The sequence below is a fragment of the Halalkalibacter wakoensis JCM 9140 genome (genome assembly GCF_000513095.1).
Taxonomy (GTDB): Bacteria; Bacillota; Bacilli; order Bacillales; family Bacillaceae_D; genus Halalkalibacter; species Halalkalibacter wakoensis.
In genome coordinates, this window is sequence record NZ_BAUT01000096.1 from 1 (window position 1) to 13,508 (window position 13,508).

The window sequence follows — 13,508 nt, forward strand, 5'->3', positions numbered from 1 at the left end:
CTTTATTGTGATGGTCATTTTCAATTTTTTCCGTGCTCCATACAAAGTCTGTTTTATTTTTTTGTGTGTCATCAATTAGTTCAATCACTTCAGTTACATTCATTACATATAGTTCCTCCCTTGAATAAGCTGACCAGGAATGTAACGTCATATTATTTTTTGTTATGACTTCATAAATATCTTCAAGTTCGTTTATATTTTCTTTTTTTTCATTAATTGAACTAACCATATAAAAAGAAAAAATAAAGCTAATTATTATAATCACCATAGGAATGTTTCTTTTCAGTTGTCTCACCTCACGTACTTTCACCTTACCTAGTAATTTATTTGTATCCACTTTCTCCCGATGTGTGAACATTTAAAGAAATAGTAACCCTTGTACATATTTAATCTTTTAAACTAATAAACTAAAAGTATGAACATGAAGGGAGAGAATAAATTGCTTCAACCAGTCGTGCTCGGTATTGTTTTTATACTTTTATTAACTTGGTTAATATGTCTTTCCTATCTATTTAAAGAAAAACTAAGCAATATGATTGGGATGGTTGTTTCAATGACTCTTGGAATGATTACCGGATTAAGTATAGGTACGTTCTCTGCAGTTTTATTTCCTGACTTGTTTTTTGAAATTACTGTTCTAAGCATGTTAATTGGCGGGTTCGTTGGTGTAATAGCAGGATTTCCTTACTCCTTGATCGCGATTATTGATGGACTCATTTCTGGAGTAATGGGGGGAATGATGGGAACGATGTTAGGTGTTATGATTTCCTCTGAACATTATAACCAACTTTTAAACATAATGAGTCTTTGGACTGTTGGGATTTTCTTTCTAATTTATTTACTTTTAGTTTATGAAATTAATAAGGAATCAAACAATAATTCATTGATTTCACACCCACTTCCATACTTTACTCTTGTTTGTTTGTTTATTCTCAGCTTTCACTACTTTACTTTTGAATTTAATAACAGCACAAACCATCATGCCGATCATGTAAATAATCAAGAAATAATAATGGATGCGAATGAATATCAGTTTGGTCCAGATCAAGTTCAAGTGTTACCTGGTGAGGAGGTAACACTAACTCTAGTTAATAACGGAATAGAGCAACATGATTTTGAGATTAAAGGATTGGATTTTCATCTTCATGCGATGCCTGGTACTTCTGAAAGTATGTCAGTTGTTTTTCCAAAATCCGGTACGTATGAAGCCATTTGTACCATACCTGGACATGAAGCAGCTGGAATGACAGCTACTATAATCGTTACGGAATTATAAGATAAAGCTTCCCTACTTACTTTTCACTCAAACTAGTAGGGATAAGCATTTTAGTTCTAGACAATTCTTTATTGTTTTAAAAAAGGAAATGAACTTTATTCTGTTGAAAGAGGTCCATCCCATACAGCCATGCCACCTCCGAAGTTAGCTACTTTATCAAATCCTTTTTCAACAAGAAAATCGGCACTTTCAACCCCCATTCTTCCTGTATGACAAATAAGAATAATCCGTTTTTCTTGATTTAATTCATTATAGCGGTCTTGAAACTCTTCATAGGGGATATTGATGGCTCCAGATATATGCCCCTCTTTATAGAGCTCCACTTCTCGTAAATCAACTACTTCTACATATTCGTTACCAACCTCCATCAGTACTTCCTCTTGGTTAATATCATCCCATTTTTGACTTATAGGGTCCTCTTCTAAGGTAGCTGTTTGGAATGGATTAACAACAATTACAATTGAAATGACTATTACAACGATAAAACTTAAAGGTAAAAGATATTTCCTCATCATTTCCCGCTCCTTTTTCCAGTTCTATATTTTTTCTTGCTTATTTAAAAGATTAGAGAAAAGGATATGTATTAAAACTGTAACATGTAAACCCCCTTAAGTAGGAAACAAGCATTGTTAGAAGCGTTCAACATACAGCAAAAATAGCCGAACATGTTGAATAACTTTATTTAACATGTTCAATGAAAAAACTTAAAACTATTTACTATGCTCCATAGTAGTACCAAATTCATAGACCTTTTCAATAAAGACTTGGTGCCAAAGCATGAAAGTCAGTACTGTCCATAATGGACGACTATAATCCCCTTTGCTCTTAAATATTGAACTCTCAGCCAAATTGATTTTACGATGTTGTTCAAGCAAATGAAGAATCTCTTCTTTCTTAAATAAATAATCAGTCTGACTATCCATAATCAAATTTTTAGCCCAATCGTACAATTCATTTTGTAGCCAATGTCGAATTGGAACGGGAAACCCTAGCTTCGCTCGATTGACAATATGCGCTGGTACAATGTGCTTCATTGCACTTCTAAGAGCAATTTTCGTTTGTGATTTATCTACCTTTATAGTGGGATGAAGGTTAGCAGCCACTTTAAAGACTTCTTTATCTAAAAATGGAACACGGAGTTCTAATGAATGCGCCATTGTCATTCGATCAGCCTTCACTAGAATATCACCTCGTAACCATGTCTGAAGATCGATATATTGCATCTTCGTAATATCATCAAGGTGTTGAATTTGTTCATAAAATGGCGTAGTGATCTTTTCATAGTTATAATCTGATTGATACTGGCTCAGTAACTTAAATTTATCGGCTTCTGAAAACATTTTCGCATTCCCAATGTAACGCTTTTCAATTGGTGTAAGCCCACGCTCTATATAATTTCTTCCCTTTACTTTTTGTGGAACTCTGTTAAGAATAAAGTTCATCATTCTTTTACCACTATCAGGAAGAGTCGATAAAGGACGGAGTGACAAAGGCTCCTTATAAATTCGGTAGCCTCCAAACAGTTCATCTGCACCCTCGCCAGATAAGACAACTTTTACATGTTTGGCAGCTTCCCTTGCTAAAAAGTAAAGGGGAATAGCTGCTGGGTCAGCAACGGGATCATCTAAATGCCAAATAATTTTAGGAAGTTCCTCAATAAATTCAGTAACTGAAACTTGATAATAAGAATTTTCAACCTCCAAAGCTTCCACTGTTTGCTTCACAGGATTTAGTTCATGATAACCTTCTTGCTCAAATCCAACAGTAAATGTCTTAATGGCAGGATTAATTTTTTTCGCTAATGTCACTATACAAGTGGAATCAATTCCACCAGATAAGAAAGCTCCTAATGGAACATCACTAATCATATGACAATTTACAGACTCCTCTAACGTTTGTGCTATCTGTTTAGAACTTGTCTCAAGATTGCCTTGACTTGGTTTGAAGATTGGCTCCCAATATTTTGTTTGGATTAAACCCTCCCCTTTCTTTTTGATGAAATAATGGCCAGGCTCCATTTTAAACGTATCAGTTGTCATCGTTAATGGCTCAGGCACATATTGAAAAGTTAAATAATGATGTAATGCTTCCTTATTTAAAGATTTATTGTTTTCAAGTGCTACTAAACTTTTTTTCTCAGACGCGAAATATAGTTCATGCTCACTTTCACCATTCGTATAATACAATGGTTTGATACCAAAGGGGTCTCGTGCCCCGTACATCGTTTGCTCCTGCTTGTCCCAAATCAAAATAGCAAACATTCCTCTTAAGTCAGAAAAAGCTTCTTCTTTTTTATGACTGAAAAGAGCAAGAATTGTCTCTGAATCTGATGAAGTCTGAAACGTGTAACCTATATTCCCCAAGGTTTTACGTAGTTCCTGGTAATTATAAATTTCACCATTAAATACCATCCAGTAACGCTCATTTTCATAGGAGATAGGTTGATTGCCATTTTCCACATCAATGATACTTAGCCTTTTAAATCCAAAAACGATGTGATCATCCTTGAAAAAACCTGTGTCATCTGGTCCACGATGATGAATCAAGTTAAGCATATTATTTATTTCATTTTTTTCTTTATTTCCTATTACTTTTTGTTCATTTACATAGCCAACAAAACCACACATTTTGAAAACACCTCATACTTCTTTTTGTTATAGATCAGATAATAATATTATCCTCAATGTTTGTTTTTTTCATGGAGAATTCATGTGAAAAAAAGGGGGATTAATTTAATGTTCAACACCACAGTACCCACCAATTTTGAATCCCAAAAATTATTATGAAATTAAAGATTAAAGACATGACCTTCATAAAAACACGACCTCTAATTTTGTGGTCATGTTTTTATGGAGTACACCGAATTTACTCAAACAAAATTATCATTCTTGTGTTGTCCAGTTATCCTTGCCACCAACACATAAAAAACGAGAATACTTGTTATACTTAGACTTACAGTAAAGAAATAAATATAAGTTAAATAGGGATGAAGTCCAGAATATAACCAAGGAAAAATCCCCAGAGAATAATCCAATATATCATTTGTTAATGTCCATAGTGCTACAATTAACAAATGTTTTAATTTAAAACGGAAGTATCGACTAAAAAAGAGTGCTTGAACTGCCATTCCAATGTGAGAAACAATTAACATATAACTTGTCCAATGAAGAGTACCTCCAGTAAAACTTGTTGCCACAATCATGACAACTGCCCAAATTCCATATTTAAACAAAGTCACAGCACCAAACGCTTCTATTAGCGGCCACTTTTTCCCTACTAAAAAGGACAGCAACGTAATGGTAAAAAACAAACTAGCAGTTGGACTATCTGGGACAAACGGCCAAAACCAAAGTTTCGTTTCAACTAATTGAGGCATATACCATATATATCCGTAGATCGTTCCCAACAAATTGGTCATAAACAATAACCAAATAGTACGTTTTCTTCCAAGCCAGTTAATAAGCCAGTTTAAGTAAATCAATAAATTTCCTTCTTTCTACATCCTATTTAAAATTAGTCTTACAAGCTTTGTGTTAACGAGTATTGCACTTAATTGTGTAGAAACTATGAAGAGGATTTATGAATTTTTTTTAAGAAAGCTAATTGCTTAATTTCTTATGACAACAAAATAAATGGCTCCTAACCTTCGTAAGGAGCCATTTATTTATATACCTTTACTTTTTTTAACCTCTTTTACGGTAAACCAAAACCCTATTAAAGAGCTTAGCCAGACTAATGTAATAGTGATGATGAAGGGTGCTTGTAGCCAATTAGGTGAATCTGGGTTGTGTATAAAAATAAAATAAGCCGTATGCAAAATTACCATATGGTAAAAGACATGTACAGTTTGTTGAACATGTTTCCAAGCTTTTAATCCCAATATCTTTTTACTTATCGTGTTTGAAGTTAACATTAAGATAAGAACATATACCAACGCTACAATCCCCAATAAATTACCTAAAGCAAATCCAGGATGCAACACCCAATCCCCTGCAAATGGACTAAAAACGAAAAAGAACCGGAATACTTCCCATTGAACCCAGCCATCAAGGAGAATCAATACATGAACAATTGCCGTAACGCCTGTCCATATCCCAAGTTCTCTTCTCCAAACTAGCCATTTTCTAATTGTTTTGAATACTTTAGAAAGGGATCCTAGAAGCAAAATTACACTTAAGAATAGTAATGATACATCTGCAAATGCTCTGTTCCAAGCATGCATTGGATCCCAGAGTTCTCTACTTTGAAAAAATAGATAAGCTAGTATAAGAGAAAATCCCCCTATAACTATTTGTCTATAAGTACTATTTTTCATCGCACACCTCCTCAATCTACTGTAGGAGTATACCCTGCATGTTTGTAGAATGTATGAAGATGATATAGAAGAAAAATTGTTAAAAAGCATAAAAACACTAGTTAGGCACCTAACTAGTATATTCTTAGCTCTATTTAATTTCCGCTTCTTGTAACATCCATTCAATGTGTCCACCATAGCCCGATGTTGGGTCATTAACGAAAACATGCGTAACCGCTCCGATTAATTTGTCCTCTTGAATAATTGGGCTACCGCTCATCCCTTGTACAATCCCTCCTGTTTTTCCAGTAATTTAGGATCAGTGACTTTAATGATTAATCCTTTTGTTGTGGGAGATTTTCTTGGATTTGATTTAAGAATCTTAATATCAAATTCTTGTACTTTATCTCCCTCTAAAACCGTAAGTATTTTAGCGGGACCTTCTTTAACTTGATCAGCAGACGCTACAGGAATAGGTTGGTCAAAAATAGTACCTTTATTGAATACTTCTCCAAAAAGACCAAAAGGACTATTTATCGTTACAGAACCCCAAAACGCCTGATTAGGTAAAAATTTGGCTATCTTTTCACCAGGTTCACCGCTAACCCCTTTCTCAATTGATGAAACAGATGCCAACACAATGTGTCCATCATAAACAACGGTTGGATGATTAGTTTCAGCTTCTGATATAACGTGACCAAGTGCCCCGTATTTATTCGTATCAGGATGAAAAAATGTTAAAGTACCTATACCTGCCGTTAAATCACGTACATATAGACCGGATTGAAATTTGCCATCCTCTTTATTTCTTAAAGGGGTTAACTCTTTTAATAAAAATTGTTTTTTTCTCCTTATTTCTATTTTTAGTATGTCATTTTTCTCGCCAGCTTCTTGAACAATCTCTTCCACTTGAACCGCCCTACTTATAGTATTACCATTAATTTTCGTTATCAAGTCGCCTACTTCTATTCCTGCCTTTATTGCAGGTGATTCTTCTCCAACTGAAGACTTAACAGAATGATAGCCTGCAACAAGCACGCCTTCTTTATTTAGCTTAACACCAATGGATTGACCTCCGGGCAAAATTTTCAGTTCTGGTAATGTACGAACCTGAACTTGTTTAATTGGAAAATTACCTATTTCAATTGTCAAAGTTGTATCATTGGCTTCTTTGCTTGTTGCAGTGATTGAGGTTGTACCTGTTCTATTATTTGTAGAAGTAGTAATGTTTGTAACAAGTTTTTCATTTTCAGTTTTTGTAGAAAAGTCACCTATACGTGTAGAAGAAACTTCCCAGCTTATTTGCTGCCCTTCATATACAGTAATCTCATTTGGAATACTTATGACATCTTGAACAGGCGTAGAATAGCCCACGAAAAATATGCTTAGTAAGAGAATACAACCTATTAATTTTCTGATCCCCTCACCAATCATAATTTCACCCTCCTTGGTATAAAACTCGCGTTTACTTAATCCCCTAATTTAATGTTTAATTTTTACGGTTAGAAAGCAAAAGTATAGACTATCCTTTCTCCCTAGGCTGAACTATAGGTCCTAGCTTGAATGCCTTTTCAATCATTCTGGTATTTTTACAATTTTTTTATGCTTTAATTTATCATTTATCATAACTTTTTTTCTATCTTCACATTTTTTACAAATCTTTCGCTTATTCTATTACACAAGTTTCACATATTTATCTAGATTATCGAACCACTAACTTAATACTTATTTTTTGAAAGAGGTCGTAGAATGGAAGTTCTATTTTTTATTTTGAGTTATATTGTGTTTCTTGTACTTGCTGTTACAGCCTTATCTAGGTTAATAAAAAAAGGAATCTTAAAACAAGGCTTATTTGTTTTTTCTTTTCTAATCTTGGCCATGTTTACTTTTTTATTGTATTTAAATATACAGGAAGAATGGGTAGATCTCGATTTCACTAGTAAAATAAACAGTTTTAAAGAGGTATACAGTAATTCACAACCCCCTTCACAAATAGTATCTAACGATTCAAATTTACCTTTTATTGTCCATGAAAATGACATAACAAGAGGTTTTGAGAGTTATAAAGAGGCTGTTATTTATGCTCAAGAGATACAAAGCAATGTTTATTTTCTTAATGATAGTCACATCGTTTGGAGATATGACTTTCAACTTCCTCTAAGTATATTATTAGATGCCCCTTTAATTTCTCAGTTACCTGAGCTTCCAAGAGGATGTGAAGTAACAAGTCTTGCCATGTTTCTAAATTATGCAGGAGTAAATGTAAACAAAATGGTACTTGCAGATGAGGTAAAAAAAGATTCAACTCCCTATCAAAAAAAAGGCGATCAAGTCTTTTTTGGTAACCCTTATGATGGTTTTGTAGGTGATATGTATAACATTAACAATCCTGGTTATGGTGTATACCATGGTCCTATTAAAGAATTAGCAGAATTTTACTTGCCTAATAGAGTAATTGATATAACCGGGACTGACTTCCAACATATTCTCTATCACGTAAGCAATGGAAATCCAGTCTGGATCATATCTAATGTTACATTTTCGAAACTTCCTGAAAACTTATTCGAAACTTGGGATACTCCAAGCGGCTCTGTTAAAATAACGTATAAAGAGCATTCTGTCTTAGTTACAGGATTTGATGATGATTATGTTTATTTTAATGACCCCTTGGCAAATGTTAAGAATAGAAAAATCCCCCAAAGGGATTTTGTAGAAGCATGGGAACAAATGGGAAAACAAGCAATTACCTTTGTAAACTAGACAAGAGCAATAGATAAACATCACCATTTATCAATTAAGCTAAAAACAGCTGACCCTTAATAAATGGTCAGCTGTTTTAGAATGTCTATTTTTTCTTTCTCTTCTTTGCTTTATTATTTCTTTGTTGCTTCACGATCTCATCAAGATATCCTTGATTGGCTAAACCTGCTTTTCTCCGATAAATCCAAGTTATTACCGCCCCAATAATCAATATAATAGAAGCTACTTGTGCCGTTCGCAAAGTATCACCAATCATCAGATTATCTAATCTCATTCCTTCTATGACAAAGCGACCAATAGAATACCAAATGAGATAGCTATAAAAAATTTCACCTTGTTTTAGGTTTAACCTACGCAGATATAGCAAAATTACAACACCAATCATATTCCAGATTGACTCATATAGAAACGTTGGTTGATAGTAGGTTCCATTAATGTACATTTGATTAATAATAAAATTAGGTAACAAGAGATTTTCGAGAAACTCTCTTGTTACAGATCCACCATACACTTCCTGATTCATGAAGTTACCCCAACGACCAATTGCCTGAGCAAGTAAGATACTAGGAGCACCGATATCCAACAATTTAAATATTGGTATATTTTGTTTTTTTGCATAAACAATAGCTGTCGCTACACCGCCAATTAATCCACCATGTATAGCTAAGCCACCCTCCCATATATACAACACTCTTATAGGGTCGTCTACGTAATGTTCAAATCGGAAGGCCACATAATACAAGCGGGCACAAATAATGGAGATAGGTAATGCCCATAGTAGTAAATCCGCAAATGTATCTTTCGGTAGCCCTCGTTTAATCGTTTCTCGTGTAGCCATTATATAACCAATGGCTACACCGATCCCAATAAGAGCCCCATACCAATAAATTTTTAAAGGACCGATCTCAAGAAAAACTCTGCTTAACGGTTGAATTGTTTCTTCCATTTCCCTTTCACCTCTTAGCTGTTTACTTGTCTTGCTAAGTTAATATAAAATCTTAACTATAGTTATAAATATATAAGGAAAGTTTGAATTAATTATGAAAATTAAATATAATTCCTGTTAGTTCTTTTATCATTTAAATAGTTTCAAAGGTACGTTGATAGTTTCGATGATTGATACAGGTACGTTCAAAGGGGAATTCATCCTCCCTACCACAAACAGGATACGTAATAAATTCAGCTACCACACTATTGTTGTACACAGCAATTACTGTTAGTTCTATCCCATCGTATAAAATTATTTCATTTACTTCGGCAGCATTTGGGTTTATTTTTTTTGATTTGTTATACATATAAATCCAGCCTTTCTAATTTTTTTAGTTTATAAGTGGCTCTCTAATCCAAAGTCCTAGTAAGTAGAACTTCGATTTTATCTCAATGTCTCTTCTCACAGACAAAGACAAAAGCAGGAGGAATATTCAAAGGAACTATTTTAAGACTCGTTTTATCAAAAGCCGCATTAAGATAAGGAAGCAAAAAAGGTGTATATTGAAAAGCAATAAATTTTCCGCCTGGTTTGAGAATATAGTCTATCTGATCAAGTAAATTGATTAGTACTTCTTTTTTGAAATTTAGTAAAGGAAGGCCAGAAAAAATATAATCAATTGATTTTTCTTGTTCATTTAGGCTCCCCTTTAAGTTAAAAGCATCATCAAAAATAGTAATTTCAGAAGCAAATCTGTTTAACGATTGTTTTAAGGAGGAATTGTTTTCAAATACTATTAATGGGTGATCTAGTTTTGACTCTTTGAGTATTGTTTCAGTAAGTACTCCTGTTCCAGCTCCTAATTCAACAACCTTCGAATTTTTTTGTAAATTTACTTGATTCACCATACTTTGAACGAGGTAAGGAGAGCTAGGGATAATACTTCCAATAGCCTTTGGGGAGTGCATAAAACTTTTCAAGAAAACTCTTTTCTCATTTAGCATAATTAAAACCCCTTATTTTCGTTATTAAGAGGATTATTTCATATGAATTTGTTCAAAGTATGAAGTTTAATATTTTCATAAAAATATTTTTTAGCAGCAATGTGCAATTGGGAACCGGTTAAGAACATAACAAAATAGTTAAAGGTACTATCTTAATTCGATCATTCGTTAAAAGTACGTTCTATTCACAAGATCTTCTAAAATTACGAAAGAAAACATAGATTAACAGATAAAGAGAATGAGACTTATTATTAGGAGGAAACTGATGGGGACTTATGATAAAAATATACCGTTGTGGTCGGTAATTTGAGAGTTTGCGATGAGTAAAGTAATTTGGTTATGGCTCGGTTGGATGTTTTTAACTAGTTTATTCTCCTATTACCACTTACATTGGAAAATAACTGTTTCTTTGTTCTTAGCTGGTTTACTTACGGCGATCAAAGCTTTGGTTGAAGATCAACTAAACCTTACCGATTGAGAAATACAACATACAATTACTTCTAGGGATCCGTTCTACGTTTCCCTAGTCTATTTATAACAATATCAAAAATGCGAGTCATTGCATTTAAAAATAAGTGGGTTTTCAGTGTTAAAAGAGAAAGTACCCGCTACGAGTTTTATAAATTTCCACGTAGCGGATCTTTTTTTCTGAAAATTAGATAAGTAACGTATCTCTATGCAATACGTTTGCACTTAAGGCTTTATAGCTAATTATCACCTATTAGAGGACTTGAACTATAAATCTCAGTTAATAAATAGTCACCTTCACTGCTATTGTGTGCAGTTTCATCCCTAGCATCTAAATCATTAAAATGCCACCATTCCGAAGCTAAGGGTGTCAGCCCCGCCGTCGTAGCATAGGTTTGTAACTTTATAGCAGCCTCGTTCATTGAATCAGCATAAGTTGCAGTTTTCCAATCAATTGCATTTTGTGATGAAACTGGGGTAGTAAATACAGCAGATGCTCCGCTTAATTCATGTATTTGTGTAGGCATCGCATATTCCATATAATCTTTAATTAAGACTCTGGTGTATTCACCAATTGGAACCTCCTTTTTAGAGTTAATTTTAACTAAACTGAGATCGATGCCATAACCCATTTGATGATTAGAAACACCGTCTGTTATAAACCAATTTATCCCCCAAGGAAGTGTGTTAATACCAGTCATAACTTCTGGATCATCATCGGCTAACTTACTCAAGCCTTCTACAACCGCTTTCTGTACAGAGTAGGGCCTAAATCCCTCATATATTTTTAGTGAGTTGCCCTCTGACAGGGCAAGCTGCTGTGCTAAATGAACTTTTTTGGACATTGAATATAGCACAGGCATAATATATTCTTCACTCTCAAGCCGTTCGTTGTATGTCTTGCCCGGATATAAGGCACGGTTTGAAATATTAGGGATATCCTTACCAGATGAAACGAATTTAGAAGAATAGGTATTAGTGTTATCATAGATAATAGATGGAATAACATCGGGAAGGTTAATAAAAGTATAATTATGTTGTAACCAACCAGCTAAATCACCTCTTTTAATAAACCACCAATCTCCCTCTTCTCTTAAAATTTCGAAAGCAGTACCTGCTTCAAATATATCAATAGTTTCAGAATCACTTTTTGGAAATTCTTTCAAATCTAAACTGATAGAAGTAAATCCTGTAGCTCCAACCACAGGTAACTCTAAATCCCCTTCGTACATTCTTGCTTGTGGCTCTTCAATTACTTCATCGGCTGAAATTTCGGAAGATTTTTCTACTTCATTCATAGCGGGAATGGACTCATTTGGTATAAAATTATCCACATTTGTTCTATCAATACAAGCTGTTAGTAAAATTATGATTATTAGCATAGCCATTATCAATATAACATTGTATTTTTTTAGCCAAATCATGATTATATATCTCCTCAATATTTAATTTATGCAAATATGAAGTACCTCAAAATATAAAGTACTAAAAGATGAGCTGGATAAAAAACATAAAATCCCCATTTAATAAGAGCTGAGCTTTTTCCTCTTTCTCCATTATATAAAGCAAGAAAAGGAATGGCCAAAAGGATACCAAAGTGAAAAGCGTAATCCATTCCTAAACTTATGCCAGGAAGAATATAAAAAACAGTCCCTATAAATGCAAAGCTAATCATCTGCATCTTAAACTGTCCCTTGTATATTCCAAAAAATAAAATCCACAATACAAGAATGTAATTCCAGTCAGCCGTCCAAGCGAGTAAACAGCACAAAGCAATAATCATAACTTTTATTAATCGAGAAATGTAAGTAGTTTGACTAATAGCTAATGCAACTAACCCCATAAACAGTCCCCATATTACACTAGTTCCCTGCCACCATTCAAGACCGAAGTACATCACAAATGGGAAGTGCGAAATTAAAGCAAAAATGAAAAGTCGTTTTAGATATTTTTGCTTATTAGAAGTATAGAAGTATCCTTCTGCAATCATATAACCTATTATGGGGGCAGCCAATCTTCCAAAACCACGAGCAAATATTGCTAGTGTAGTGTCATCAGGCACAAGCCATATTGATGCATGGTCTACAACCATCGCAATAACAGCTAGTAGTTTAAGTGCATTTGAATTTATAAACTTTGTTTTTATTGACATTTGCATACTCCGTTTCCTATTAATTTTTGTTATCTGATTTAGCATAGCCATCAAATATGGAGTTTTTATGTGTTTTAAATTTTAATAAATGATCACTTTTGATTACTTAGGAGGTTGATGATTTAAAACAAAAAAACCTCTTTAGGGCCTGCTGTAAGGAGTTTATCAAACGAAGTTGTTATAATCTGAAATTTCTCCAGACTAATTATTAATCTCTTCATCTGTTTCTAGCTATCAAACTTAAAAATATATAACCAAAAGAATTTTTTGGACACTCAGGCTCACCATTTATTTTCAATAATAAGCCCCATTGCCTTGGGAGTTCAGAAGACTTTTCAAAAAACTCTTTTTCATTTAGCGAATTAAAGAACTTACTCATCTCTTTCATGACCATCAACTTTTCTAGATGTTGGTGATCTCTATATCTATACAACTACTAATATTTTTAACAAATCTGTTTACTTCCATGTTTTTTTACAAACTCCCACATATTTCGTAACAGTAATGTAAAAAACAGCTTCGAGCGTTCGGGTTAATGGTATCCTCAAGTCCATTTTTCCAAATGGGTAAATTTGGTCACCTCCTAGTCTAATTTTTCATGTTAGTTTAATAGAGTCACTTACTTC

At 33.7% G+C, this 13,508-nt stretch carries 13 protein-coding genes and 1 pseudogene; 3 read left to right on the top strand and 11 right to left on the bottom strand.

The features are described 5' to 3' along the window. A partial coding sequence (locus JCM9140_RS20185; RefSeq protein WP_034750902.1) for a hypothetical protein occupies positions 1-337 on the bottom strand: 337 nt, incomplete at its 3' end. Positions 338-439: 102 nt separating this feature from the next. Here JCM9140_RS20185 and JCM9140_RS20190 point away from each other — a divergent pair. Further along, the gene (locus JCM9140_RS20190; RefSeq protein WP_034633256.1) at positions 440-1,276 is read left to right on the top strand and encodes a cupredoxin domain-containing protein; all 837 of its coding nucleotides are present in this window, start codon (positions 440-442) and stop codon (positions 1,274-1,276) included. Between the two features lie 95 nt (positions 1,277-1,371). Here the strand turns inward: JCM9140_RS20190 and JCM9140_RS20195 are convergent, their stop codons facing one another. From JCM9140_RS20195 to spoIVB, 5 genes and pseudogenes are all read right to left on the bottom strand, one after another. After that, a complete protein-coding gene (locus JCM9140_RS20195) occupies positions 1,372-1,791 on the bottom strand; it encodes a rhodanese-like domain-containing protein (RefSeq protein WP_235715420.1) in 420 nt (139 codons plus the stop codon). A gap of 195 nt (positions 1,792-1,986) precedes the next feature. Further along, entirely contained in the window at positions 1,987-3,903 is a 1,917-nt protein-coding gene (gene asnB / locus JCM9140_RS20200; RefSeq protein ID WP_034750906.1) for an asparagine synthase (glutamine-hydrolyzing), read from the bottom strand. 242 nt (positions 3,904-4,145) lie between these two features. After that, entirely contained in the window at positions 4,146-4,757 is a 612-nt protein-coding gene (locus JCM9140_RS20205; RefSeq protein WP_034633084.1) for a DUF1405 domain-containing protein, read from the bottom strand. A 183-nt stretch (positions 4,758-4,940) separates the two neighbouring features. Then, a complete protein-coding gene (locus tag JCM9140_RS20210; RefSeq protein ID WP_034633085.1) occupies positions 4,941-5,591 on the bottom strand; it encodes a ferric reductase-like transmembrane domain-containing protein in 651 nt (216 codons plus the stop codon). A gap of 130 nt (positions 5,592-5,721) precedes the next feature. Continuing rightward, a pseudogene (gene spoIVB / locus JCM9140_RS20215) lies at positions 5,722-7,004 on the bottom strand (SpoIVB peptidase). A gap of 315 nt (positions 7,005-7,319) precedes the next feature. On the opposite strand from spoIVB, the gene JCM9140_RS20220 reads away from it, so the two are divergent. After that, positions 7,320-8,330, top strand: a complete 1,011-nt coding sequence (locus tag JCM9140_RS20220; RefSeq protein ID WP_034633087.1) for a C39 family peptidase — start codon at positions 7,320-7,322, stop codon at positions 8,328-8,330. A gap of 85 nt (positions 8,331-8,415) precedes the next feature. On the opposite strand, the gene lgt is transcribed toward JCM9140_RS20220, so the two are convergent. From lgt to JCM9140_RS20230, 3 genes are all read right to left on the bottom strand, one after another. Next, complete coding sequence (gene lgt, locus JCM9140_RS20225; RefSeq protein ID WP_034633097.1) at positions 8,416-9,276, bottom strand: prolipoprotein diacylglyceryl transferase; 861 nt, start codon at positions 9,274-9,276, stop codon at positions 8,416-8,418. A gap of 133 nt (positions 9,277-9,409) precedes the next feature. Continuing rightward, entirely contained in the window at positions 9,410-9,625 is a 216-nt protein-coding gene (locus JCM9140_RS23380; protein WP_034633098.1) for a DUF2187 family protein, read from the bottom strand. A gap of 82 nt (positions 9,626-9,707) precedes the next feature. Further along, entirely contained in the window at positions 9,708-10,262 is a 555-nt protein-coding gene (locus tag JCM9140_RS20230; RefSeq protein WP_052002430.1) for a class I SAM-dependent methyltransferase, read from the bottom strand. 319 nt (positions 10,263-10,581) lie between these two features. Here JCM9140_RS20230 and JCM9140_RS24010 point away from each other — a divergent pair, with 319 nt between their 5' ends. Further along, the gene (locus JCM9140_RS24010; protein ID WP_156314941.1) at positions 10,582-10,740 is read left to right on the top strand and encodes a hypothetical protein; all 159 of its coding nucleotides are present in this window, start codon (positions 10,582-10,584) and stop codon (positions 10,738-10,740) included. Between the two features lie 229 nt (positions 10,741-10,969). On the opposite strand, the gene JCM9140_RS20235 is transcribed toward JCM9140_RS24010, so the two are convergent. Both JCM9140_RS20235 and JCM9140_RS20240 read right to left on the bottom strand, forming a co-directional pair. Then, a complete protein-coding gene (locus JCM9140_RS20235) occupies positions 10,970-12,154 on the bottom strand; it encodes a D-alanyl-D-alanine carboxypeptidase family protein (protein ID WP_034633102.1) in 1,185 nt (394 codons plus the stop codon). A gap of 26 nt (positions 12,155-12,180) precedes the next feature. After that, on the bottom strand, positions 12,181-12,882 hold the full coding sequence (locus JCM9140_RS20240; RefSeq protein ID WP_052002432.1) for a TraX family protein: 702 nt from the start codon (positions 12,880-12,882) through the stop codon (positions 12,181-12,183). Positions 12,883-13,508: the final 626 nt, after the last annotated feature.